A 23,920-nucleotide genomic window follows, 5' to 3' on the forward strand; every position below is an offset into this window, starting at 1 on the left:
ACAATAGGTACTGTGGTAAATTTAGACCAAAGTAGAGCTCCCAGAGGCGACGCTTATTTCGCCCCAAGTACTGCTGCAACGCGCCAGAATCCCCTCAGGATGCACTCATGTCATTGATCGACATCTTTATTTCGACGCTCAACGTCACTCTGCCGGTGTTTGCCATGGTCTTCATCGGCATTGGCTTGAAGCGCTTTCACTGGATCGATCAAAACTTCGTCAACACCGCTTCTCGGTTGGTCTTTCGGGCCACGCTGCCGACGTTGCTGTTTTTCGGCCTGGCGGACGCCGACTTAGAAGCGACTCTCGACCCTTGGATGCTGTTGTTTTTTGCGCTAGCGACGCTTGCAAGTTTCGCTGCCACTTGGGGGTGGGCCATGGGGCGCGTACGGCGCCCATTGCGAGGCGTTTATGTGCAAGGGGCCTTTCGTGGTAACTGCGGCGTCGTCGGCCTGGCGCTGGCCGCCGGACTTTATGGTGATGAAGGCGTGTCGCTAGGCGGGCTGTTACTTGGCGTGGTAATCCTGAGCTATAACGTACTGTCAGTGATCGTGCTGGCGACCTACCAGCCACAAAAGGAAGGAGCATCACAGGGCGTCGACTGGAAGAGCATTCTGAAGCACATCCTGACGAACCCTCTGATTCTAGCGGTGGTGGTGGCGACACCTTTTGCCGTATGGGATGTATCACTCCCCGACTGGCTGACCACCACAGGCGACTACTTCGCCTCGCTTACGTTGCCTCTGGCGCTGATTTGCATCGGCGCGACCCTTTCCACCCGTGCCCTGAGGAAAGGCTATCGCACCACGCTGAGCGCCAGTCTGGCCAAGATGGTGGTGTTACCTACAGCGTCGACATTGCTCGCCGTCGCGGCTGGGTTCACCGGACCGTCACTCGGCGTGATGTTCCTGTTCTTCGCAAGCCCTACGGCAGCGGCCGCCTATGTGATGGCCAAAGCCATGGGCAACGACGAGACGCTCACCGCCAATATCATCGCGCTGACCACACTAATGGCCAGTATCACTGTCACCCTGGGTATCTTTGCGCTTCGGCTCGCGGGGCTGATCTAGTAGAAAAAAACCGATGGCGCCAAACGGCGCCATCAAAGACCAACAAAAGCGTCTCTTCTGCCAAGACAAGCGCTAACGAGACCCCACAGCGACCGTTCCCTCGACCACTTCGAATTGCTCGATGCCACCCCCCTCACCGAATGCCTCCTTCGGCATGGGGTTGGCATGGGCTCGCTTGAAGTCATCGCTGCCGACCCAGGCACGAAAGGCATCCTGGCTCTCCCATTCAGTTTCCACGATGTAGGGCGCCTGATTGCCTTGAGGGCGCAGCACCCGCATGGCGACGAAGCCGGGTTGCTGATCGATTTCACCGGCCCGGGCACGAAAGCGCGCCTCGAATGTCTCTTCGTAGCCCGGCGTCACGTGGATACGATTGTTGACCATATACGTCATGGGGTGCTCCTAGGAGAAAACGAGAGGGAGTTTTTCCTGCACGGGGAAGGCGCCGCCGGAAGACGGCGCGAGAGATAGACCAATAGGGAGAAAGCACTGCTATGGCGAATTCAGTGCCCCCCGGGTACTTCCAGGCTGATGAGGCGAGCACAGCCAGCGGCGAACACGTCACTTTCAAGCCGAGCGATAGCCGCGGTGGGGAACCCAAGCCCTGGCGCCCGAGCCCCATCGGTGAGCTGTGCCGTCAGAGCACCCACCAGCGGCATGTGACTGACCAGCAACAAGGGCCCGGGTGTCTGCTCCTGGGTATCGATCAGCCAGTCAAGAATCGGCCCCACCGGGTCCTCCGGCGTGATGATGGGCAGTGTCTCGACTGCCACGCCCAAGCGTTCGGCCATCAGCGTCGCGGTCTGCTGAGCGCGACGATACGGGCTTGCCAACACCCGCGGCTTGGCAAGCCCCTCATCGCCAAGTCGCTTGGCCAGCCAATCGGCCATGCCCGCGACTTCTTGATGGCCCTGCTTGGTCAGCGAACGTTCGGCATCAGGCTGGCCGGGAGCAGCCTCGCCGTGGCGCATGATCCATAGGGTCTCGTGCATCGTTGTCATTCCTCCAGGCGTCTAGCCTCTTTGACATCCTCGCGGGACAGCGTGAACTCTACATCGCTGCTCTGCTCGCCCTGCATGAGCAACTTGGCCATGTCGCGTGCAGGCACCTGATTGAACAGCACCTGATACAGGCCTTCGGCAAGCGGCATGTAGACGCCCTCCTCCGTTGCCATGTCGTGAGCCAGGTGCACCGTATTGACACCCTCGGCGACTTGCCCCAGCGCATCAACGGCTTCCTCCAGGGTTCGGCCCTCACCAAGGGCATAGCCGACCCGGTAGTTTCGCGAGAGCTTTGACGAGCAGGTGACGATCAGGTCGCCGACGCCGGACAGACCGAGGAACGTCATGGGGTTGGCTCCCAGGTGAACCGCGAAGCGACTCATCTCGGCCAAGGCCCGAGTCATCAACATGCTACGCGTGTTCTCGCCCATGCCCAGTGCAGCGGCCATGCCGGCGGCGATGGCATAAATGTTCTTCAACGCGCCACCAAGCTCAACACCAAAGCGGTCATTGCTTGCATAGACTCGGAAATAGTCGCAACCCAGCACGCTTTGCACCCGCGCCCGTGTCAGGGGGTCGTCACTTGCAATCACGGTCGCGGTGAGCTGCTTGTCGGCGACCTCGGAGGCCAGATTGGGTCCTGAAATCACGCCGATATGGGAAAAGCCGGTCTCTTCCTCGAGGATCTGGCTCATCAGCTTGAACCCCTCGGCTTCAATTCCCTTGGTGGTGCTGACCAGTATCTGGTCGGGCGATAACCAGGGGCGCGCCTGACGCACCACTAAACGGAAGGCCTTGGAAGGAATCGCCACCAGCACCAGGGTGGCGTCAGTGACCACCTCACGCATGTCGGTAGAAGCCGTGACGGCAGGATTAATGGCGTAATCCGGTAGGTAATGGCGGTTGCGATGGTCGCGATTGATCTCGTCAGCCAAGGCCACATCTCGCATCCACTGGTGCACCTGGGCACCATTATCGGCGGCAATGCTGGCAAGCGCCGTCCCGAAACTGCCACCGCCCAGCACGGCAACCTTCAAGCGATCATCAGACATTCTCGATCCATTGACGAGTGATAGATAGCCTCATTGTAACGAAAAGCGGAGAGGCAGAAATGCCTCTCCGCTCGGGAGTTGCTCGGAGTGGGCGTACAGCCCTGCTCGGCTCAGTCGATCATCGGCACCAGCGTGTCGATGCTAGACCGCGCATCACCAAACAACATCCGCGTGTTCTCCTTGAAGAACAGCGGGTTCTCGATACCAGAGTAGCCAGTACCTTGACCACGCTTGCAGACGAAGACCTGCTTGGCCTCCCACACCCGCAATACCGGCATGCCAGCGATGGGGCTCGCCGGGTCTTCCTGTGCCGCGGGGTTGACGATGTCATTGGAGCCGATAACGATCACCACATCCGTCTCGGTGAAGTCATCATTGATTTCGTCCATCTCCATGACAATGTCGTACGGCACCTTCGCCTCGGCCAGTAATACGTTCATGTGGCCCGGCAGTCGCCCGGCCACCGGGTGAATGCCAAAGCGAACGTTCTTGCCGGAGGAGCGCAGTTTGCGGGTCAGCTCGCTAACGGCATTTTGGGCCTGAGCCACCGCCATGCCATAGCCCGGCACGATGACGACACTGTCGGCATCGTTAAGCGCACTGGCCACACCGGCGATATCAATCGACACCTGCTCGCCTTCGATCTCGGCCGCTTCCCCTTGGGTGCCGCCGAAGCCACCCAGAATCACGTTGACGAAATTGCGGTTCATCGCCTTGCACATGATGTAGGAGAGGATGGCGCCCGAGGAGCCCACCAGGGCACCGGTCACGATCAACAGGTCATTGGATAGCGTGAAACCGATAGCCGCTGCCGCCCAGCCGGAGTAGCTGTTCAGCATGGAAACTACCACCGGCATGTCGGCGCCGCCGATGCCCATGATCAAATGCCAACCGACGAAGAAAGCCAGCAGCGCCAGTACCAGCAGGGTCCAGAAACCGGCCCCATTGAGGTAGGCGATGGCCAGCACCAGCGACAGGATCGCCGCCCCGGCATTCAGCCAGTGGCCGCCAGGGAACTGGCGTGGCTTGCCATCAATCTTGCCGGCGAGCTTGCCGAAGGCAATCACCGAACCGGTGAAGGTCACCGCGCCGATGAAGACCCCGAGCACCACCTCAATCTGCAGGAAGGTCAGTTCGGCCGGCGTCTTCGACGCCAGGGTCGCGGCAAAGGCGGAGAAGCCCTCGGTCCCGGACTCGGCGAGCCTTGCCGCCAACACACGACGCCGCTCCAGATCGGCGTTCCAGCCTACAAAGACCGCTGCCAAGCCGACAAAGGAATGCAACGCCGCTACCAGCTGTGGCATCTCGGTCATATCGACCTTGCGCGCCAACACGGTGCCCACTGCGGCACCAATCAGCATCATGGGAATCATCCAGCCATAGCCGCCGACGCCCGGGCCGAACATGGTGGCGCCCACTGCCAACGCCATGCCAACGATGCCGTACCACACCGCCCGCTTGGCCTTTTCCTGATTGCTCAACCCCCCCAGCGAGAGGATGAACAATACACTTGCCGCGATAGCCGCAGCAGAAACGAACTCTTGACCCAACATCTCGACTCTCCGCGGTTCAGGATTTCTGGAACATGGCCAGCATCCGGCGTGTCACCAGGAAGCCGCCAACGATATTGATGGACGCGATCAGCACCGATATGCCGGCCAATAGGCCCACCAGCCAGTTACCCGAGCCGAGCTGCAGTACGGCACCCAGGATAACGATGCCGGAGATGGCATTGGTGACCGCCATCAGTGGCGTATGCAGCGAATGGCTGACATTCCAGATCACCTGGTAACCCACGAAGCAGGCCAGTACGAAGACGATAAAGTGCTGCATGAAGGAAGGCGGCGCCACCTGACCGAGCAGCCACATCAGTGCGCCGCCCACCGCGAGCATCCCGACCTGGGTCTTGGTCTGGGAGACGAAGGCGGCATGCTCGGCGGCTTTCTTCTCCTCGGGAGTGGGTTCCTTTTCCTTGGGCTTTGGCTTGGACGCGCCGATCGCCTTCACCTTGGGGGGCGGCGGCGGGAAAGTGATGTCCCCGGCATGCGTCACCGTGGCACCGCGAATCACGTCATCGTCCATGTTGTGATCGATCACGCCGTCCTTTTCAGGCGTGAGGTCGGACAGCATATGCCGGATGTTCGTTGCATATAGCAACGAGGACTGCGTTGCCATCCGCGACGGAAAGTCGGTGTAGCCGACCACGATCACGCCGTTATCGGTCACGATACGCTCATCCGGTACGGTCAGATCGCAGTTACCACCCTTCTCGGCGGCCAGGTCAACGATCACCGAGCCAGGCTTCATGGCCTCGACCATGTCCTCGAGCCACAGCTTGGGTGCCGGCTTGCCGGGAATCAGCGCGGTGGTGATGACGATATCCACATCCGGCGCCTGCTCACGGAAACAGGCCAGCTGCTTCTCGCGAAACTCCGGGCTGGAGGGTGCGGCATAGCCGCCGCTCTCGGCGCCGTCCTGGCTGTCCTCGAAATCGAGGAACAGGAACTCGGCACCCATCGACTCGATCTGTTCGGCCACTTCGGGACGCACATCGAAGGCACGCACCACGGCACCAAGGCTGGTGGCAGTGCCGATGGCGGAGAGACCCGCCACGCCGGCACCGACGACCAACACTTTGGCTGGCGGTACCTTGCCTGCGGCGGTGACCTGGCCGGTGAAGAAGCGCCCGAACTGGTTACCGGCCTCGATCACCGCCCGGTAGCCGGCAATGTTAGCGGTACTCGACAGGGCATCCATCTTCTGTGCCCGAGAGATACGCGGCACCATATCCATGGCAATGACCGTCGCGCCCTGAGCACGGCAGCGCTCCAGCAGTGCCTCATTCTGGGCCGGCCAGAAGAACGCAATCAGCGTCTGACCGTCATGCAACCGGTCGACCTCTTCGTCCGTGGGCTCGCGCACCTTGATCACGGTATCGGCCTGATCCCACAGCGCCTTGGTGTCCTCAACCACGCTGACACCGACCTGACGATAGGCCTCATCGGCGAAGCCCGCGGCAACGCCAGCTCCTGTCTCTATCAGACACTCGTGTCCAAGTTTCTGAATCTGCTGTGCGCTCTCCGGGGTCAGCGCAACGCGCGCCTCGCCCGGAGCTCGCTCTTTAGGTGCTCCGATCTTCACTTTATGCCTCCCTTGTCGCGATGCTAGCCGCCGTACGGAACCAGACGGGAATGAGTCGATTTTGCAGGAATATCCGAAGGGTAATACGCCTAGCGGCGTCCACTCATACCTTCAGATGCGACAGCGCAGTGTTTGGAGAAAGCGCCGCAAAGGCAAGAGCCAACGAAAAAAAATCTTTTATAAATATAGAGTTATGGAACACATAACCATAGCGTTATATTACCCGACTGAGCCAAGTGTTTGATAAACAATGTAAAAGCCGAAACTGACAACCTGACAAAATCGTTATGGGTGCCATAACGTAAGCATTATTGACGAATGGCAGCCGGCATTCTGCGTGGGTCATTCACGCCTTCGAACTGCAATGCAGGTCAAGGAAACCCCTTAAAACTGCTGAACCACTTCCTGCGTCGAGGCGATGCGCGCGCAATGGCTTCCAAGCAATGCCAGGCTGAACCGCTGCACATCCTCGGCAGCCAAGGTCTCGCCATCAACCCCCGCTAACGGAAAACTGGCACAGGCATCGGCAACCACTACCACACCGAAGTCGAGACAATGGGCGTGACGCGCGGCCATGGTCACGGCATGACCAGTGGCCACGCCCGCAATGACTAACCGTGCGATGCCGTGGCGGCGCAACCAGATATCCAGATCGGTCCCGATGAAGGGGCTTTCGGCATGCTTGGTGACAACGCGCTCCCCAGGTCGAGGCATCGCTGAGCGCTTGAACTCGGCCCCGGCATGACCGGAGCGATAGGAGGATCCTGGCTTATGGGAAAAATGCCGTACGTGCACAATGTGTCCATTCCCGCCTCGCCAGCAGGTCAGTAATTCATGAACGCGCTCGTCGAGCGCTGGATTGCTGTGAGCGCCGTAGAGCTCGGCATCATCAACGGCCTGCTGGATGTCGATCAGCAGCAGGGCCGCCGCATCATCCCTGGCATCGTAGAGACGCAACCGTGCATTGCTTGACTGGCGGACCATATCTACCCCCGTCGCCTGTCGTGAAAGAAGCCGTCCTGACCGCCGGAGAAACCAGTGAGCCGCCGGAGGCATTATGGCCCCTCGGAACCCAGAGCACAGTTACCGTCAATCGCCTGCCTCTGACAGCTATCATGCAAGCATAGGTGCTCACAGGCCGAACTGCCCTGCGATGCAGCAAAAAGCTATCAACGCTTTTGCCGTCATGGCCCCCAACCAAAACGCCTCCACCGTTTAAGCCGTGGAGGCATCATTAAGGCGCTCAACCTGGTGAACGCTATACCTAGCCATGCGGGGTAACGGCTTTGGTCAGGCTGGGGCCTCACCAACATGACGACGTATCCGCTCCGCATTGGTTCGCAAGAGCGACAAAAGCACGTCCTGGTAATCGGCGCGTGTAGCGTAATCATTGAGCGTCGCGATTAGCGCTTCCGGGGGCACATCACCCTGTGCAGCCAGCTGAGCGCGACGCGCCCGCAGCTCAGCATAGGCGCCGTGGGTATTGAGATTCTTGAGGTAGGCACGCACAGCGTCCTGAACACTATCAAAGGACTGATAGCGACCACTGCTGGCACGCATACCGAAGAGATTGTTGTTCTGGCGGGCCAACCGCGAGGTTCCCCACCCGGACTCCTCCACTGCCTGCACCGCGACCATCTCCAGCGGTACCGGGGCAACCCGCTTGAGAAGAAGCTCACTGATCTCACCGGGCACGCACTCAAGCGCATAGTCCTCGCATAACGCCGCCACTCGCTCACGCTCAACGATGGTCCAGGGCGTATCTCGCTTGGCGAGCGCCCGCAGCCACTCACCACGCGCAGCAAGGCGAGAATTCTCGACCTCGACAATCGGCACCAGCACCTCGAGGAAGGCGTCCTTGCGTTGCGGACCCGCCGGCAACTGTCGCAGATCTGGCAGCGCGACAGCATTAGCAAGCGCCTCAGCCCCGGCATCGACGGGCCGAACTGTCTGAGAGACGGTCGGAGAGACAGTGTAAGAAGCTGTTTGAGAAACAGCGAGTGGCGGCATGGCAACCAGGGCAAGAAGAAACAGGCTTAATACCGGCAGCGTCGAAAATAATGGCCAACGACGTGAGGGTACTATCCGCAGAAAGAAAGAGAACACATAGCGCATCATCAGGACTCCGCTAATGATCGTTGAGTGCGCTTGTTGACCACAGTCATGTCATGGCGACGACTCAACAGGGTACTCCACAGCAAGTGCGTGGAGCACAATCAAGGGCATGAGGAAGTTGCCTCCCACAGCCGGTAACAATCCGCGGCAAGATTATCAGGCTTAAGCAGAATCACCGAGCATTTCTGCACTGCACAAAAAAACAAAACCCTGCCAGGAGACCCTGGCAGGGTTGGCGCTCACTCATCGACGATGGTTGTGAGCGCTCTCACCGCATGGCTTTCACGCCATCAGCAAGGCGTTGAGACGCTTGACGTAGGCGGCCGGGTCATCGAGGTGGCCCCCTTCGGCGATGATCGCCTGGTCGAGCAGGATGCGCGACAAGTCGCCAAAGGACGCACTATCGGCGCTTTCCAAGCGACCCACCAGCGCATGGTCTGGGTTGAGTTCGAGGATCGGCTTGACCTCAGGCATCGGCTGACCGGCAGCCTCCATGATGCGGCGCATCTGGAAGCCCATCTCGTGCTCAGGCAGCACAACACAGGCCGGCGAGTCGGTCAGGCGGTGTGTCACCTTGACCTCCTGAACGTCATCACCCAGCGCTTCCTTGACGCGCTTGACCAGGTCTTCCTTGGACTTAGCTGTCTCTTCCTGTGCTTTCTTCTCTTCCTCGTCCTCGATCTCGCCCAGATCAAGCTCGCCCTTGGCGACGTCGACCATGGACTTGCCATCGAACTCGGTGAGGTGGCTCATCAGCCACTCATCGATACGGTCGGAGAGCAGGAGTACCTCGATGCCCTTCTTGCGGAAGATCTCGAGATGCGGGCTGTGCTTGGCCGCATTGAAGCTGTCGGCGACGATGTAATAGATCTTCTGCTGGCCTTCCTTCATGCGCTCGACATAGGCGGCCAGTGACTGATCCTGGGTAGAACTGTCGGTGTGCGTCGAGGCGAAGCGAAGCAAACCAGCGATCTTGTCGCGGTTGGCATAATCTTCGGCAGGGCCTTCTTTGAGCACGGTGCCGAAGTTGTTCCAGAAGGTCTGGTACTGCTCATCGTCCTTGGCCAGCTTCTTGAGCATGTCCAGGCCGCGTTTGGTCAGTGCTGCCTTCATCTTGTCGACCTGCGGGTCCTGCTGCAGAAGCTCGCGAGACACGTTCAGCGACAGATCCTTGGAGTCCACCACGCCCTTGATGAAGCGCATATAAAGCGGCAAGAACTGCTCCGCGTCGTCCATGATGAAGACGCGCTGCACATAGAGCTTCAGGCCGCGGGCACCGTCTCGTTCGTAAAGATCAAAGGGCGCACGGCTCGGCACGTACAGCAGGCTGATGTAATCGAGCTTGCCCTCGACCCGGTTATGGCTCCAGGTCAGCGGATCACTGAAGTCATGAGAGACGTGCTTGTAGAACTCCTTGTACTCGTCATCGCTGATCTCAGCCTTTGGCCGCACCCACAAAGCGGTCGCCTCGTTGACCGTCTCCCAGGTCGCGACTTCGCTGCCTTCGATCTCGTTGCCTTCATCATCCTTGGCGGTCTCGGTCTTTTGCATGCGCACCGGCACTTCGATGTGGTCGGAGTACTTGCGCACCAGACTCTTGAGGCGAGTATCGTCGGCGTATTCCTGTGCGTCGTCCTTGAGATGCAGCACGATCTCCGTGCCACGTACCTCACGATCGATGTCAGCGATGGTGAACTCACCCTCGCCCTTGGAACGCCACTCCACACCGGCATCCTTGGGCAGGTCGGCACGGCGAGTGCGCACGCTGACTTCGTCGGCAACGATGAAACCAGAATAGAAACCGACACCAAACTGACCGATCAGTCGCGCGTCTTTCTGTTGCTCACCGGAGAGTTGCTGGAGAAAGTCAGCCGTACCGCTCTTGGCGATGGTGCCAAGATTCTGGATCACGTCTTCACGGCTCATGCCAATGCCGTTGTCACGAACGGTGACGGTTCCCGCCTCGGCATCATGCTCGATTTCGACACGCAGATCGCTATCACCCTCGTACAGCGCATCATTATCCAGCGCCTGATACCGCAACTTGTCGCAGGCATCGGCAGCGTTGGAAATCATTTCACGCAGGAAGATCTCCCGGTTGGAATACAGGGAGTGAATCATCAGATTCAACAGCTGCTTAACTTCGGTCTGGAAGCCCAGAGTTTCTTCATGGGTGACGGTAGACATGTAACGAGTCCCTCATCGATCTCAGCATTGGGGGCGGTTGCCAGAGGCAACGCGCCACTATCAGGTGACGTGACCGAGATATGGGGCCCTGAACAGGCTTTTCAAGTCTTTGAAATCAGCGGAGTGAAATCGCCTGATGACACGCAGATGCAACCCTGTACATCAAGGGCCGATAGGCCCCGGGTCACTCTTCTCGCCCTTCACGCCAGGCATGATACGGCGCGAGATAACGGTCCACCCGCGATAGCAACCAGCCGACGATCAGCGCATCGTCAGCAAGCCCCAGGAAGAGGAAAACGTCGGGAATCAAGTCCAGAGGTGACAGCAAGTAGACGACGGCTGCGGCCATACAGCCAATCGCCCGCCACGGCACCGGCCGATAACGCCCCTTGAGCACATCGCCGAGCATGGGAACAAAGGTGGTGAGGGCACGACCGATACGCGCAAATGATCGACTGCGGCGACTCAGCCACCCCTTGCCTCCTGATGGTGATCCTGCCATGTTGCCCCCGGTTCGCCCGATTGCTTTTGCGGCATTCTCACGCGAGTGCCGACTTATCACTGTCATTGTACGCCTTTTGTGTGCCCCGCTTGTCATTTTGCCTAGTTTAAGATGCGGGCGACGCTACTCAAGGGACCCTACATGGGGGATGATGGCGAAGTGGCACGACTCTGGAGACCCCAAATGCGACGCACTCTACCCTTCCGGCATTGGCCGGCACTGCTGGCAAGCCTGGCGCTCAGCCTGCCCCTGGGTTTATCCGTTGACGCTGCCGAGGCCGACCAGGCCAAGGATAATGCCATGCAGGCGGCTCTGACAGCCGCTCGGGCACAAGAATTTTCGCGCATCGATCAGGCAGCCATCGAGGGTCATGTACTCGAAGGCTATGTGGACTACCATCGCCTGCTGGCTCGTCTGCCGGATGCACCGGCATCCCATGTCGAACGCTTCATCGCACGCCATGATGATTCACCGCTGGCCGGCTGGATGCGCGGTGAGGCGATCAGCCGTTATGGTAAGGCCGGTCGCTTTGAAAGCCTGCGCGAGATCAGCAGCGGCGAGCCCCATGGCACTCAGCGCCGCTGTTATTACTATACCGCCATGCTCGACACTCGCCCCCAGAAAGCCGCCGAAGGCGGACTCGCGTTGTGGCGCGTCGGCCATTCCCAGCCAGCGGCCTGTGATCCTTTATTTCGCGAACTTCGCGCGCGTGGCGAGATTGGCGCCCTAGAGACCTGGGAGCGTCTGACACTCGCCTGGCAGAAAGGTGAGGCCGGCATGGTAGGCTATCTTGGTCGCCAGTTGGGCAGCAGCTGGCAACCAGGGCTCGATGCACTTGACCGCTTGCAACAGGATTATGCGGCGATTACTCAGATGCCCACGCGTATCGGCCCCAATGGGGATGGCACCAGCGCCCTCTATGCTGCCGCTATGCACGGCTTCACTCGCGCAGACACCGAGGCAGCCCTGGAGGCCTGGCGCAAGATAGGCCCCCACCTTGATCTTGGCGCCGCGGCGAGACGAGAAATCGAGCACGACCTGATGTTTTATTCACTGGTCAGAGACGTTGCCAATAACCGGGGATGGGTGGATGCCACGCTGCGCGAGTTCCAGGACACCGACTTGCTGGAGCTCAGAGTGCGCACTGCGCTTGCCGAGCGTGACTGGTCAGGGGTCATCGACTGGGTCCACCGCCTACCGGACGACCCCCGCCGTGAGGCGCGCTGGCAGTACTGGGTGGGCCGCGCGCTTGAGCAGACAGGCAACCCCAGCGGGGCCGCCGAGGCATTTCGCGCCGCCGCCGGCGAGCGTAGCTTCTTCGGTTTCGCTGCCGCAGACAGGCTAGGCACCCCTTATGCACTGAATCTTGAGCGGGTCAGCTATAACGAAGCGTATCGTGAGCGCATTGCACAGTGGCCCGTCGTCCAGCGCACCGAGGCCCTGATTCGCATCGGCGAGCCCGGTCTTGCCAGTAGTGAGTGGTACACCGCCGCCGGCCGTGCCGACGATGACAAGGCCAAGGCATTAGCCGACTACGCCGCGTACCGTGGCTGGCATGCACGAGCGGTGCAGACCACGATTGCTGCCGGGCTATGGGATGCCCTGGACTGGCGTTTCCCCGAAGCCTATCGCGAAGATTTTCTGCACTGGGGAAACCAGCGCGGCGTCGATCCTTACTTGTTGATGGCCATTGCACGCCGTGAGAGCGCCTACAACCCCACAGTGGTCTCCCCGGCCGGCGCCCGCGGCCTGATGCAACTGATGCCGGCTACCGCACGCCAAGTGAGTCAGCAGTTGGGACTCGATGACCCGGGTCTCTATGGTGTGCTGAAACCGGAGACCAACATTCGCCTGGGCAGCCGCTACATCGAGGATATGATCGCGCGCTATAGCGGCAACCGTCTGGCCGCTACCGCTGCCTATAACGCCGGCCCGACGCGCGTCGACCGCTGGCTCAAGGATGCCCCGCGGGAGTTCGATCTTTTTGTAGAGAGCATTCCCTTCCACGAGACCCGCCAATATGTCCAGGCGGTGATGGCCTATCGGGTCATCTTCGAAAGCCTCGCACAGGGCGGCGAAACGCAGAATGTGGCGCTATTGACCCCGGCCGAGCGAAACGAGCGATACGATAGATCCCTGCTCGCCAGGCAATAGCTCGCTTGCCGCGAACATGTGGGTAAGCCATTGAGAAAGCCCCATACACCACGGGCCCGCTTTGCGGGCCCGTGGTGTATCTGGATGACTTTCTAGCCTCAAGTGGGTCCAGGCGCGGCAGGTGACTGTCAGACCCGACAGGGGAGCATTGCGGCAGGCCAGGACACTCAAACAGGACGCTGAGACAGCGCGAGCTTTAGGCCGAAGGCGATCATCACCACCCCAGTGGCACCATCAAGGGTCCTCGACACGGCGCGTCGCGCCAACCACTGACCGGCCTTGCCTAGCATCACCGCAATGCCAATTTGCCATAGGTTGGCGATCAGGAAGTGCACGCCGGCAAGCCACAGCGACTTAGCCAAGGCCGGATCGCCAGGGCCGATAAACTGGGGCAGAAAGGCCATGTAGAACACCACGGTCTTTGGGTTAAGCACATTGGACAGAAAGCCTTCACGTAGCGGCACCCAACGCGATACCGCCTGACGCTCGACCTCACACCCCGCTATGGGCAATGGTGTGCCCCGCCTGGCGCTCGCCAGGCTCTGCACGCCAAGCCATATCAGATAGGCCGCACCGATAAGCTTGAGCGCCGAGAAGGCATGGGCCGATTGCAGCAGGATGACCGAGATGCCGAGCGCCGATACAGCAGCATGCACGAAGAGCCCGCTACAAATAGCCAGGCTGGTTAATACACCGTCGCGTAAGCCCCCTCGCGTGGTGTTGCGGATCACCAGCAGCGTATCGACGCCCGGACTCAACGTCAGCAGGGTAATGGCAATAAGAAAGGGCCAGAACTGTGCATCGAAGAACATGAGGGACCGGGCTCCTTGCCATGCAGATTCGCCCCGTCAGGGCGACGGGCGACGGCCGGGGCATACCCGGCCGTGGATCAATTGAAAATACCGCGTTTGGCATGCTTCATCGATATCTGGTCATTAAGGGTCCAGAAATCATAGAGCACGCCGATCAGGAAGAATCCGCCCGTCAGCAGGTACAAAATACCGGTCAGGAACTTGCCCATGTAGAAGCGGTGCAAGCCGAAAATCCCAAGGAACGTCAGTAGCACCCAAGCTAGCGAGTAATTGACCGGCCCCGCCTGATAACGGAAATCCGCATCACGGTCCATGGCCGGGATGAGGAAAAGGTCGATCAGCCAGCCGATACCCAGCAAGCCCAGCGTGAAGAACCAGATGGTACCGGTGACCGGCTTTCCATAATAAAAGCGATGGGCGCCGAGAAAGCCAAAGATCCACAGCAGGTAGCCGATCAGTTTGCTGTGAGTGTCGCTAGGCGCACTGCTCATTGTTGCCATACCGGGTACCTCATCGGGAATATGTCAGAAAGTGGTCATGTCGGGTCGTAGTGAAGTCGCGCGTGGCGGACAGCATCTAATCCGCCGTGTGCTCAGATGACGCCCAGTTCACGCAGGCGTTCCTTGAGATAGCTGTCAGCAGTATGCCGCTCGGACAAGACGACCTCCGGCCGCGGGTGCAGGAATAACGGTAACGACAGGCGCGACTGAAAACGCGAGGGGCCGCTCGGGTTGACCACCCGGTGGGAAGTCGAAGGGAAATACCCGCCCGAGGCCTCCTGGAGCATATCGCCGACATTGATGATCAGCTGCCCTGGATCGCAGGGAACCTCCAGCCATTCCCCCTCGCGGGTCTTCACCTCGAGTCCGGGCTCATTGGCCGCCGACAACACGGTGATCAAATTAATATCTTCGTGAGCAGCAGCGCGCACTGCACCAGGAATTTCATCGCCCGCCAAGGGCGGATAGTGCAGGACGCGCAGCAGGGTCTGGCCGCTCTCGGCAATCATGTGCGACAGCGGCTCCTGATAGCGTTTCGCCACCTCAGGCGGAGTCTCAGCCTCGATCCAGCCGAGAAGCGTCGCCGCCAGCGCTTCGGCGCGACGATAGTACTCCATGATGTCCTCAGCGAGGGCCTCGGGCATTCGGCCCCACGGATAAACGTGGTAGTACTCTTTCAGGTCCTTGACCGTCCGGCCCTTGGCCGTCTCTGATACCTCGGGCGGGAAGTAGCCGTCCTGGCGCTCAGGGTCGAAGCGAAAATCATGCTTGGACTCCCCTGCAAAAAACTCTTGCCATTGCCGGTAGATGGATTCCACCAACTCGGCGGAAATCGGATGATTGCGCAGCACCCCGAACCCTGTTTCTCGCAGCGAAGCAACGAAGCGTTGAGGAGCGTCGGCGGCAGTGAAATCGACGTTCTGGACGGCCATGATTTTTCCATCTAAAGTGATTTTGCGGGCATTCAGGCATGCCACTTCGCGGGTTATATTGACCTAACTCGGCTGCCGATGCATCTATCCGCTACGTGGCTTGAAAAGTAGAACGGTGTCTGTCGATGATTAATAGTTACATCATTCGCCGCTCGTTCTTCTTTACTGCTTGGTCTACGTATAGAGGGGACTTCCGGCGGGCACTGGCCTGGCGGGCCCAGCATCATCATAAAGCAAGGTAAGGAAATCAAAGATGGCAACTGGCACTGTCAAGTGGTTCAACGACACCAAGGGCTTCGGCTTCATTTCCCCGGATGATGGCGGCGACGACCTTTTCGCCCATTTCTCCGAAATCCAGGCTGAGGGATTCAAGTCCCTGCAGGACGGGCAGAAAGTTAGCTTCGATGTCACTCAGGGCAAGAAGGGCCTACAGGCCGCCAACATCAAGCCCGTCTGATCGAGAAGACGTGCCCCCTCGCCAGTTGCTAACGTTGCAAGGATGACAGCATCAGAGGGGAATGCATCGCACTTCGACATCGGTTGATCAAATACCATGTAAAAAAGTTGCGATGCTACCCAAGGTCCACTCCGGTGGACCTTCTTATTTAGGTCAACCTACCAATCAAGCTTGCACGTCAATCAGCAACGGATATGGCACTTACGGCTGTTCGAGCTCATCCTCTGCATTGTCCAGCATCTCCTCCGGCGACTTGCTCTCCGCCTCCTTGAATTGCTGATCGATTTCCTGTTGTGCCTCCTGGAACCGACGCTCGGTCTCGGCCATGAAAGCCTCAATCTCCGACTCGCTGGTCTCACCAGGCGCCACCTCAAGGTTTTCGCTTTCGTTGCTCATGGCACCGGGCTCGGTATCGCTAGGCCCGCCGGATACCGTGTCAGAGCTCGTATCAGAGCTGAGGTCGCTCTGGGGCTCGTCGAGCAAAGGGTCTTGATTGGTGGATCCGGTACCCATGGATCCCTCACTCAAGGTCGCCTCACCACTCATTGTGTTGTCAGTGGCCTCTGCGTTGCTTGCCGCATCAGGCGCCTGGGCACTACTTCCTGTCTGGGCACTACCCTCCGCGATGCTGCCTGACGTCGTGCTTTCCGCTGCTATCTCGTCATCCGAAGTTTCAACTTCGACGGCCTCGGTTTCCTGATCGCCCTCAGCCGCGGCGGTATCCCCAGCGGCGTCGTTTTGATCGCCAGCCGCCGAATCACTTGCCGCCGAGTCACTTGCCGCCGAGTCACTTGCTGTCGAGTCACTTGCTGTCGAGTCGCCTGCCGCAGGATCGCCTGCCGCAGGATCGCCTGCCGCAGGGTCGCCTGCCGCAGCATCTTCACCATTGCCACACCCGGCCACCCCCAGGCTAAGAACCAGGGCCGTCAGCAGGGACTTGTATGGCATCTTCATCATCTTGAACTTCCTCGCATCGTGTGTGGGGGCATTCCAGCAAAGCGCTGACGCGCACGCAAGGCGCATGCTTACTCGCCGATATCTTCGGCCCAGACCTCGGGGTGCCGGGCGATGAAGGTATCCATCAGTGCTAGACACTGAGCATCGTCGCGTACTTCGAGTTCAACGCTGGCCTGGCGCAAGGCCTCTTCAGCGCCAAGAAATGTGCGATTTTCGCCAATCACTACCTTGGGAATGCCATACAGAAGAATAGCGCCACTGCACATCGGGCAGGGTGACAAGGTGGTGTAGAGCACCGACTCACGGTATACCGATGCGGGCTGACGTCCGGCATTCTCAAGGGCATCCATCTCACCGTGGAGGACTACGCTACCGCGTTGTTGCCGCTGGTTATGGCCGCGACCGATGATGCGTCCCTGATGCACAAGCACCGAGCCAATCGGCACGCCACCTTCTTCAAGCCCCAACCGTGCCTCATCGATCGCCGCCTGCATGAAATCATCCATGGTCTACCTCCTTCGGGCTATGTCATTGGCGTGGTCGGACTCATTCAGGTCGCGAACAACTGCCCGTCGATATCGCGAAAGGCCTTGAATTCCAGTGCATTACCACTGGGATCATAGAAAAATAGGGTCGCCTGTTCGCCCGGTTGGCCCTGAAAGCGCACATAGGGCTCGATCTCGAAGCGCACCCCGGCCTCAGTAAGGCGATCGACCAGCGCCTCCCAGTCACTCATCTCGAGAACCACACCAAAATGCGGCACCGGCACGCCATGGCCGTCTACCGCATTATGGTGGTGCTGTGGGGCCATATCGGGATTCAGGTGACAGACAAACTGATGGCCAAAGAGATTAAAATCGATCCAGGTGTCACTTGAGCGACCCAGCGGGCAACCCAATAATTCGCTATAGAAGCCACGTGCCTCGTCGAGATCGCGCACCTGCACAGCTAGGTGAAATGGGGTCAACATCGAACATCGCTCCTGATGATCATCACGATTTTGGTACAGCACTGTCTAACAATTGGCACGCTTCAGGGGCCAGCAGATCGATCGCATGATGCTCAAGGCTCACGTTCAGCTGCGTCATGCGATGCGGCTCACCGTCCAAGGTCAGCGGTAATGGCTGGTCAGCTGTTACCCGGACCTGATCAGTTTGCCAGTATTCGACATACTCTCCACTCGCCGGCAGCCGCCTGAGTTCGGCAAGCATCTGTCGCATACCCGAAAGCGAAGAGAACTGCCTAACCGTCAGCACCTCCAGCAGCCCATCATCGAGATGCGCCAGCGGGCTAAGACGCTGCCCACCACCAGCCTGGGCACCATTGCCAATCGCCAGCAGGAAGAGTTCACGACGCCCCTCACCTTCCGGCCATTCGAGATTGGCCGGACAGGCATGAAAGCGCCGAGCCTTGAGAGCCCCCATCAGCGAATAGGCACCGCCGCCTAGCAAGCGCTTGAGTGTTTTGGGTGTCGAGGCGGTAATCTCGGCGCCAAAGCCAGCCGACAACATATTGAGGAAATAGTGATCACCAACGTTCAGTACATCCACCGCACGCAAGGACGCATTGAGCGCCAGATTCATCGCCTCACTCAGGTCATCAGGGATCCCCAGACCTGTCGCCAGGTCATTGGCCGTCCCCATCGGCAAGACGCCCAGGGCGGGCCGATCTTCTCGCGACAATCGCATAAGGCCATTAACTGCTTCATTGACGGTGCCATCACCACCAGCGACGATAAGTCGAGCGACGCCGTCCTTACCTGCCTGTTCTGCAAGCCTTACCGCATCTCCAGCCTCCCAGGTGACCGTCACCTCGAGCCGGGAACCTTTCGCGCGCGTGGCTTCCACAACCTCACGCAGGGCTGGCGAGTGAGCCGATTTGCCGTTTACCAGCAAGCGTAGCATTGAGCAGTCAGAATTCATGGTTGTTATCTTACACCGTTGGACCGGGTGTCGGCGACGCATGGCCAGCCTAAAAGCTTGGCAACGGCCAACCAATAAGAAACCATAATACATCGACAATCGTAACCGGGCAGAGCAATACTCCGGTCGAACAAGGACGTACAGACGAGGAGACATCATGATCGAGCCGGCTTTCTTGCTGGTCGCATTCCTGGGCGGCGTTTGCGCTATTGCGCTTAGGCTTCCGCCACTGGTCGGCTTTCTTGCTGGGGGCTTTGTACTCAATGCGCTGGGCTACGAAGAGACCCCATTACTGAGCACGCTGGCCAACATTGGCGTAACGCTGCTTTTGTTCACCATTGGGCTCAAACTCGATGTCCGAACTCTGCTGCGCCGCGAGGTATGGGCCGGGGCCTCGTTCCACCTGATAGTCTCGAGCCTGGTGCTGGGCGTGGCACTAGGCCTGTTCGGGCTGGCGGGCTTCGCACTCCTCGACGATGTGCCCTGGCAAACGATGGCGCTGCTGGGTTTCGCCCTATCGTTCTCGAGTACCGTCTTTGTGATCAAGGTGCTGGACAAACGCAGCGAAACCCAGACCGCCTATGGCCGTCTGGCGATCGGTGTGCTGATCATGCAGGACATCTTCGCGGTGGTGTTCCTGACCGCATCCACAGGCGAGCTTCCAAGCCCCTGGGCGTTGTTGTTGCTGTTATTGATTCCTGCCGCCCCACTGCTGCAGAAGCTTCTCGACCGCATGGGTCATGGCGAGATGCAGATGTTGTGCGGCATGCTGATGGCGCTGGTACTGGGTTATGGCCTCTTTGATGCTGTCGGCATCAAGGGCGATTTGGGGGCACTGATCGTGGGCCTGCTACTGGCCCCCCACCCGGCCGCTCAGAACTTGGCGCGTTCGATGTTCAGCCTCAAGGAACTGTTGCTGGTCGGCTTCTTCCTGACCATTGGCCTCACCGCCATGCCCGATGCAGAAATGCTGGGCCTGGCCTTGCTGCTGGTCGCCGTGGTGCCCCTTAAGGCGATGCTCTATCAGCTGATCTTCATGGCCTTTCGCCTGCGTCTGCGCACCTCGGTCCTGGCATCGCTGGGTCTCGCCAACTATTCCGAGTTCGGACTCATCGTCGGCGCACTGGCAGCCGGTCAGGGCTGGATTGACGATAAGTGGCTGGTGGTCATGTCACTGTCGGTCGCGATCAGCTTCGTCCTCTCTTCCCTACTCAACAATTCAAGCGAGACGCTCTACCGGCGTTTCTCCAACCTGTTACCGGCGCGCATGACCGACGAGCTCGACGCAGTAGAACGCTCTATCGAGGTAGGCAATGCCGAAGCCGTGGTCATGGGCATGGGGCGCATAGGGCGCAGCACCTACAAACGGCTGCAGAAACAATATGGTCTCACTGTACTTGGCATCGACAGCAACCCGCACAGCGTGAAGCGACTGAAAGACCAGGGCTACAACCTATTGGAAGGTGACGCGCTGGATTCGGACTTTTGGGACAAGCTGATGATGTCCCCCACCCTGAAGTTGGTGGTGCTGGCCATGCCACACCATGCGGGTAACCTCTTTGCTCTCAAACAACTCCACGACCGTGAGGAATTCAAGGGACAGATCACCGCTATCGTCGAGTACCCTGACGAGATCAAACCGATTCAGGCGCTGGGGGCCAACGCGGTCTATCACATCTACGATGAGGCTGGCCGAGCCCTGGCCGATAGCGCGGCCAAGGAAGCAGGCTTGGTCACAGACGTCGATCAGCTAGGCTGACGTAAACAGGTCATGGCGCACTGCGCTACTCGCACTGATCCCTGAGCTCGCATCCGTGAGTGCGCACAAAAAAAGGGCCGCCCTATGAGGGCGGCCCTTCTTGCTTCTTGAAGAGCGCCAGTACTCGCTATCCGGCGGGCCTTGATACGCAGCTAGACGCCAAGGCACACCGCCAATGAGGCATCGGCGCTCGATGCCTCAAGTAGCCAGCGCCTTTTCGACCACTTCATAGACATTGGGCGAGAGCTCCTCTGCGCGGATGCGCTCAAGCTCGGTCTTCATCAATGCCTGACGAGTCTCGTCGAAACGCTGCCAGCGGGTCAGCGGCGTGATCAGGCGCGCGGCGATTTCCGGGTTGAGGCGGTTGAGCTCGATCACCACGTCGGCCAGCAACTTGTAGCCCTCGCCATCAATGCGGTGGAAGTTGACCCGGTTGCTGGCGAAGGCGCCGATCAGGGCACGCACCTTGTTGGGGTTCTTCAGCGAGAATTTCGGATGCTCCATAAGGAACTTGACGCGCTCCAGAGCATCAGCCTGAGGCCGTGTGACCTGCAGGCTGAACCACTGATCCATCACCAGTGGATCACGGGCCCACTTCTCGCCGAAGGCGCGCAGTGCCGGGTCGGCCAAGTCGCTGCGCGTGCTATGCGTCAGCAGTGTCAGCGCCGTGCGCACATCGGTCATATTGTGATCGGCGTCGAACTGCGCCTGAGCAAGCGCCAAGGCTTCCTCGTCCTCAATGGCCACAAGGTAGGACAGTGCCACGTTCTTGAGGCTGCGCGCGGCAATCTGCTCGGGCTCCGGCGCATAGGGCACGTCAAGCTGGTTGGCACGATACACCGCCATGAACTCGTCACGCAGTGCTAGCGCCAGCGACTGCTTGACGAAGGTGCGGGCCGAATGAATGGCATCGACATCGACCATCGGCTGCTGCTCGGCGATATAGGCTTCCGAGGGCAGCGTCAGCATCTCGGCGAGCACGGCTTTATCGTCGGTCTCGCTGGTCAGCAGCATGCGGAAGGCATCGGTGACGCGGACATCCATGACCTTTTCGACACCGTTGCGATGCGCGGCGATCAGGTCGTCGAGTGCCAGCATCGCTAGCCGCTGACCGGCATCCCAGCGGTTGAATCCGTCGGAATCATGCTGCAGCAGGAAGGCCAGTTCTTCACGGCTGTACGGATAGCGGAGCTTGACCGGCGCCGAGAAACCGCGCAGCAGCGAGGGCACCGGCGCCTCGGCCAGGTCGGTAAAGACGAAATGCTGCTCAGACTCACGCAGGTGGATCACGGTGTCAGTTCCCACCGACTCGCCGTCGAGGGTCATCTTGAGGTCTTGGCCGGACTTGGTACCGACCAACCCCATGCGGATCGGAATATGCAGCGCCACCTTATCCGGCTGCCCCGGGGTCGGCGCAGTGCGCTGGCGAAGCGTCAGGTGGTACTCGGACTTGGCATAATCGTACTCACCATGGGCATCGATCTCTGGTGTCCCGGCTTGGGAATACCAGTGCATGAACTGTGACAGATCCAGGCCCGACACCTCGCTCATGCAGCCGACGAAGTCCTCAATGGTGGCGGCCTGACCGTCGAGGCGCTCGAAATACAGATCCGAGCCGCGGCGGAAAAGCTCCCAGCCCAGCAGGTTTTGCAGCATGCGAACCACTTCTGCGCCCTTCTCATAGATGGTCAGGGTGTAGAAGTTGCCGATCTCGATGTAGTGATCCGGACGAATCGGATGAGCGGTCGGCCCGGCATCTTCGGCGAACTGAGCGGTACGGAACATCGAGACATCCTCGATGCGCTTGACCGGCGCCGAATTGGTATCCGCCGAGAAGCTCTGGTCACGAAAGACCGTGAAGCCTTCCTTGAGCGACAGCTGGAACCAGTCGCGGCAGGTCACTCGGTTACCCGACCAGTTGTGGAAGTACTCATGGGCGACGATGCTCTCGACGCGCTGGAACGCCGCATCGGTGGCAGTATGCGGATGGGTCAGCACCGCTGCCGAGTTGAAGATGTTGAGCCCCTTGTTCTCCATGGCGCCCATGTTGAAGTCATTGACGGCCACGATCATGAACAGATCAAGGTCGTACTCGCGCCCATAGGTCTCTTCATCCCACTTCATGGCGCGCTTCAACGACGCCATGGCGTGATCGGTCTTGGAAAGGTTCTCTTCTTCGACCCATACCTGCAGGGTGACATCTCGACCGCTGTGGGTGGTGAAGTGATCCTCGACCTTCTTCAGGTCACCGGCCACCAGGGCAAATAGATAGCAAGGCTTGGGGTGCGGATCTTCCCAGGTCACGAAGTGACGTCCACCGGGGAGTTCGCCGGATTCCACCGGGTTACCGTTGGACAGCAGTACCGGAGACGACTCCTGATCCCCAATCACCGTGGTCGAGAACGTCGCCATCACATCCGGGCGGTCCGGGTAGAAGGTGATCCGTCGAAAGCCTTCCGCCTCGCACTGAGTGCAGAACATGCCATTGGACTGGTAGAGGCCTGCCAGTGCGGTGTTTCCCGCCGGATTGATCTCGACTTCAGTGTCGAGGTGGAAGCGCGCCGGCACACGATGGATAGTCAGGAAGTCATCGTCTTGCACGTACTCATCAGCGTCGAGGTCCTGACCGTCGATAGCAATACGCTTCAGGTCAAGCTGTTCGCCATTGAGAACCATCGGCTGCTCAACCGCATCCTGATGAGCGGGATGACGTTCCACATGCAGACGAGCGGTGACACGGGTCGCCGTCGGCGCCAAGTCGAACTTCAGCTCGGTATGCGTAACGCGATAGGCGGGTGGTTGATAATCATGCAGGTAGGTCGGCTGCATTGCAGACATCAAGGAAGGCTCCTGTTCTGAAATCGCCGATCATTGTACGGCGCCAGTGGCAGCCATCTCAAAGTCGGCGCTGAAACGAGTTCATGGCTCGGGGCGATAAAGTCTGGGAGGTAAAGGTAAAGGTCGGGAAGGCACGTGGCTCGGGGCGCGTGACGATCCAGGCCGCGATGCCCATAAGCAACACGATAACGGCCAGCTTGACGATCGGTGACATCGGACTAAGTGCCAACATCCCCATAGACAGGCCCAGCATCAACACAGCCAGGCGCTTGGCATGACGGGGAATCGCCCGCTCCCGCTCCCAGGCCGCCAGTGGCGGACCAAAGCGTGGATGTTGCCGAATCCAGGCGGCGAAACGCGGCGAACTCTTGGAAGCCGCCCACACCGCCACCAGCATGAAGCAGGTGGTGGGCATCAGCGGCAGAAAGGCGCCGACCACCCCGAGCGCAAAGCTCACCAACGCCAGCAGGCGGTAGGCGGTGCGGGTCGCGGTGGTTCGAAGCATGTCCGCTCTCCTGATG

General features: G+C 59.5%; 22 protein-coding genes. 4 read left to right on the plus strand and 18 right to left on the minus strand.

Annotated features, from left to right (window positions below):
- Positions 1-107 precede the first annotated feature (107 nt).
- Entirely contained in the window at positions 108-1,070 is a 963-nt protein-coding gene (locus ETC27_RS00275; RefSeq protein WP_136253001.1) for an AEC family transporter, read from the plus strand.
- Positions 1,071-1,142: 72 nt separating this feature from the next.
- Here the strand turns inward: ETC27_RS00275 and ETC27_RS00280 are convergent, their stop codons facing one another.
- From ETC27_RS00280 to ETC27_RS00320, 9 genes are all read right to left on the minus strand, one after another.
- Entirely contained in the window at positions 1,143-1,463 is a 321-nt protein-coding gene (locus ETC27_RS00280) for an antibiotic biosynthesis monooxygenase family protein (protein WP_136253002.1), read from the minus strand.
- A gap of 110 nt (positions 1,464-1,573) precedes the next feature.
- Positions 1,574-2,062: a phosphohistidine phosphatase SixA gene (sixA, locus tag ETC27_RS00285; RefSeq protein ID WP_136253003.1), complete on the minus strand. Its 489-nt coding sequence runs from the start codon at positions 2,060-2,062 to the stop codon at positions 1,574-1,576.
- 5 nt (positions 2,063-2,067) lie between these two features.
- Complete coding sequence (locus tag ETC27_RS00290) at positions 2,068-3,123, minus strand: NAD(P)H-dependent glycerol-3-phosphate dehydrogenase (protein WP_136253004.1); 1,056 nt, start codon at positions 3,121-3,123, stop codon at positions 2,068-2,070.
- 110 nt (positions 3,124-3,233) lie between these two features.
- Entirely contained in the window at positions 3,234-4,676 is a 1,443-nt protein-coding gene (locus ETC27_RS00295; protein WP_136253005.1) for an NAD(P)(+) transhydrogenase (Re/Si-specific) subunit beta, read from the minus strand.
- A 16-nt stretch (positions 4,677-4,692) separates the two neighbouring features.
- Positions 4,693-6,264, minus strand: a complete 1,572-nt coding sequence (locus ETC27_RS00300) for a Re/Si-specific NAD(P)(+) transhydrogenase subunit alpha (protein ID WP_136253006.1) — start codon at positions 6,262-6,264, stop codon at positions 4,693-4,695.
- Between the two features lie 384 nt (positions 6,265-6,648).
- Complete coding sequence (locus tag ETC27_RS00305; protein ID WP_168709000.1) at positions 6,649-7,248, minus strand: isochorismatase family protein; 600 nt, start codon at positions 7,246-7,248, stop codon at positions 6,649-6,651.
- 306 nt (positions 7,249-7,554) lie between these two features.
- Positions 7,555-8,382, minus strand: coding sequence for a glucosaminidase domain-containing protein (locus ETC27_RS00310; protein WP_240724740.1), 828 nt, complete (start codon positions 8,380-8,382; stop codon positions 7,555-7,557).
- A gap of 279 nt (positions 8,383-8,661) precedes the next feature.
- Positions 8,662-10,566, minus strand: coding sequence for a molecular chaperone HtpG (gene htpG / locus ETC27_RS00315; protein WP_136253008.1), 1,905 nt, complete (start codon positions 10,564-10,566; stop codon positions 8,662-8,664).
- Positions 10,567-10,750: 184 nt separating this feature from the next.
- A complete protein-coding gene (locus tag ETC27_RS00320) occupies positions 10,751-11,068 on the minus strand; it encodes a YkvA family protein (protein ID WP_136253009.1) in 318 nt (105 codons plus the stop codon).
- Positions 11,069-11,251: 183 nt separating this feature from the next.
- Here ETC27_RS00320 and ETC27_RS00325 point away from each other — a divergent pair, with 183 nt between their 5' ends.
- Positions 11,252-13,222 (plus strand): transglycosylase SLT domain-containing protein, encoded by a 1,971-nt coding sequence (locus tag ETC27_RS00325; RefSeq protein WP_136253010.1) that lies wholly within the window; start codon positions 11,252-11,254, stop codon positions 13,220-13,222.
- 167 nt (positions 13,223-13,389) lie between these two features.
- Here the strand turns inward: ETC27_RS00325 and ETC27_RS00330 are convergent, their stop codons facing one another.
- The 3 genes from ETC27_RS00330 to ETC27_RS00340 all read right to left on the minus strand — a co-directional run bounded on the left by ETC27_RS00330 (position 13,390) and on the right by ETC27_RS00340 (position 15,466).
- On the minus strand, positions 13,390-14,034 hold the full coding sequence (locus tag ETC27_RS00330) for a LysE family translocator (RefSeq protein ID WP_136253011.1): 645 nt from the start codon (positions 14,032-14,034) through the stop codon (positions 13,390-13,392).
- A 77-nt stretch (positions 14,035-14,111) separates the two neighbouring features.
- Entirely contained in the window at positions 14,112-14,525 is a 414-nt protein-coding gene (locus ETC27_RS00335; protein WP_136253691.1) for an NINE protein, read from the minus strand.
- A gap of 101 nt (positions 14,526-14,626) precedes the next feature.
- Complete coding sequence (locus tag ETC27_RS00340; RefSeq protein ID WP_136253012.1) at positions 14,627-15,466, minus strand: isopenicillin N synthase family dioxygenase; 840 nt, start codon at positions 15,464-15,466, stop codon at positions 14,627-14,629.
- 253 nt (positions 15,467-15,719) lie between these two features.
- On the opposite strand from ETC27_RS00340, the gene ETC27_RS00345 reads away from it, so the two are divergent.
- Positions 15,720-15,923: a cold-shock protein gene (locus tag ETC27_RS00345; protein ID WP_043335501.1), complete on the plus strand. Its 204-nt coding sequence runs from the start codon at positions 15,720-15,722 to the stop codon at positions 15,921-15,923.
- Positions 15,924-16,124: 201 nt separating this feature from the next.
- On the opposite strand, the gene ETC27_RS00350 is transcribed toward ETC27_RS00345, so the two are convergent.
- From ETC27_RS00350 to yegS, 4 genes are all read right to left on the minus strand, one after another.
- Positions 16,125-16,880: a hypothetical protein gene (locus tag ETC27_RS00350; protein ID WP_136253013.1), complete on the minus strand. Its 756-nt coding sequence runs from the start codon at positions 16,878-16,880 to the stop codon at positions 16,125-16,127.
- 68 nt (positions 16,881-16,948) lie between these two features.
- Complete coding sequence (locus ETC27_RS00355) at positions 16,949-17,386, minus strand: nucleoside deaminase (protein WP_136253014.1); 438 nt, start codon at positions 17,384-17,386, stop codon at positions 16,949-16,951.
- A 44-nt stretch (positions 17,387-17,430) separates the two neighbouring features.
- Positions 17,431-17,850, minus strand: coding sequence for a VOC family protein (locus ETC27_RS00360; protein ID WP_136253015.1), 420 nt, complete (start codon positions 17,848-17,850; stop codon positions 17,431-17,433).
- Between the two features lie 22 nt (positions 17,851-17,872).
- Complete coding sequence (gene yegS, locus ETC27_RS00365) at positions 17,873-18,802, minus strand: lipid kinase YegS (RefSeq protein WP_136253016.1); 930 nt, start codon at positions 18,800-18,802, stop codon at positions 17,873-17,875.
- Between the two features lie 157 nt (positions 18,803-18,959).
- Here yegS and ETC27_RS00370 point away from each other — a divergent pair, with 157 nt between their 5' ends.
- Positions 18,960-20,561, plus strand: a complete 1,602-nt coding sequence (locus tag ETC27_RS00370; RefSeq protein ID WP_205742652.1) for a cation:proton antiporter domain-containing protein — start codon at positions 18,960-18,962, stop codon at positions 20,559-20,561.
- 198 nt (positions 20,562-20,759) lie between these two features.
- Here the strand turns inward: ETC27_RS00370 and pepN are convergent, their stop codons facing one another.
- Both pepN and ETC27_RS00380 read right to left on the minus strand, forming a co-directional pair.
- A complete protein-coding gene (pepN, locus tag ETC27_RS00375; protein WP_136253017.1) occupies positions 20,760-23,399 on the minus strand; it encodes an aminopeptidase N in 2,640 nt (879 codons plus the stop codon).
- Between the two features lie 58 nt (positions 23,400-23,457).
- Positions 23,458-23,904: a YbaN family protein gene (locus ETC27_RS00380; RefSeq protein ID WP_136253018.1), complete on the minus strand. Its 447-nt coding sequence runs from the start codon at positions 23,902-23,904 to the stop codon at positions 23,458-23,460.
- Positions 23,905-23,920 lie beyond the last annotated feature (16 nt).

This window comes from Onishia niordana (genome assembly GCF_004798965.1).
Classification (GTDB): Bacteria; Pseudomonadota; Gammaproteobacteria; order Pseudomonadales; family Halomonadaceae; genus Onishia; species Onishia niordana.

Bases quoted from the DNA above. Each gene is read 5' to 3' on its own strand.
- ETC27_RS00275 (WP_136253001.1), top strand. From the start codon at position 108: ATGTCATTGATCGACATCTTTATTTCGACGCTCAACGTCACTCTGCCG.
- ETC27_RS00280 (WP_136253002.1), bottom strand. From the start codon at position 1,463: ATGACGTATATGGTCAACAATCGTATCCACGTGACGCCGGGCTACGAA.
- sixA (WP_136253003.1), bottom strand. From the start codon at position 2,062: ATGCACGAGACCCTATGGATCATGCGCCACGGCGAGGCTGCTCCCGGC.
- ETC27_RS00290 (WP_136253004.1), bottom strand. From the start codon at position 3,123: ATGTCTGATGATCGCTTGAAGGTTGCCGTGCTGGGCGGTGGCAGTTTC.
- ETC27_RS00295 (WP_136253005.1), bottom strand. From the start codon at position 4,676: ATGTTGGGTCAAGAGTTCGTTTCTGCTGCGGCTATCGCGGCAAGTGTA.
- ETC27_RS00305 (WP_168709000.1), bottom strand. From the start codon at position 7,248: ATGGTCCGCCAGTCAAGCAATGCACGGTTGCGTCTCTACGATGCCAGG.
- ETC27_RS00310 (WP_240724740.1), bottom strand. From the start codon at position 8,382: ATGATGCGCTATGTGTTCTCTTTCTTTCTGCGGATAGTACCCTCACGT.
- htpG (WP_136253008.1), bottom strand. From the start codon at position 10,566: ATGTCTACCGTCACCCATGAAGAAACTCTGGGCTTCCAGACCGAAGTT.
- ETC27_RS00320 (WP_136253009.1), bottom strand. From the start codon at position 11,068: ATGGCAGGATCACCATCAGGAGGCAAGGGGTGGCTGAGTCGCCGCAGT.
- ETC27_RS00325 (WP_136253010.1), top strand. From the start codon at position 11,252: ATGCGACGCACTCTACCCTTCCGGCATTGGCCGGCACTGCTGGCAAGC.
- ETC27_RS00330 (WP_136253011.1), bottom strand. From the start codon at position 14,034: ATGTTCTTCGATGCACAGTTCTGGCCCTTTCTTATTGCCATTACCCTG.
- ETC27_RS00335 (WP_136253691.1), bottom strand. From the start codon at position 14,525: ATGAGCAGTGCGCCTAGCGACACTCACAGCAAACTGATCGGCTACCTG.
- ETC27_RS00340 (WP_136253012.1), bottom strand. From the start codon at position 15,466: ATGGCCGTCCAGAACGTCGATTTCACTGCCGCCGACGCTCCTCAACGC.
- ETC27_RS00345 (WP_043335501.1), top strand. From the start codon at position 15,720: ATGGCAACTGGCACTGTCAAGTGGTTCAACGACACCAAGGGCTTCGGC.
- ETC27_RS00350 (WP_136253013.1), bottom strand. From the start codon at position 16,880: ATGATGAAGATGCCATACAAGTCCCTGCTGACGGCCCTGGTTCTTAGC.
- ETC27_RS00355 (WP_136253014.1), bottom strand. From the start codon at position 17,386: ATGGATGATTTCATGCAGGCGGCGATCGATGAGGCACGGTTGGGGCTT.
- ETC27_RS00360 (WP_136253015.1), bottom strand. From the start codon at position 17,850: ATGTTGACCCCATTTCACCTAGCTGTGCAGGTGCGCGATCTCGACGAG.
- yegS (WP_136253016.1), bottom strand. From the start codon at position 18,802: ATGAATTCTGACTGCTCAATGCTACGCTTGCTGGTAAACGGCAAATCG.
- ETC27_RS00370 (WP_205742652.1), top strand. From the start codon at position 18,960: ATGATCGAGCCGGCTTTCTTGCTGGTCGCATTCCTGGGCGGCGTTTGC.
- pepN (WP_136253017.1), bottom strand. From the start codon at position 23,399: ATGTCTGCAATGCAGCCGACCTACCTGCATGATTATCAACCACCCGCC.
- ETC27_RS00380 (WP_136253018.1), bottom strand. From the start codon at position 23,904: ATGCTTCGAACCACCGCGACCCGCACCGCCTACCGCCTGCTGGCGTTG.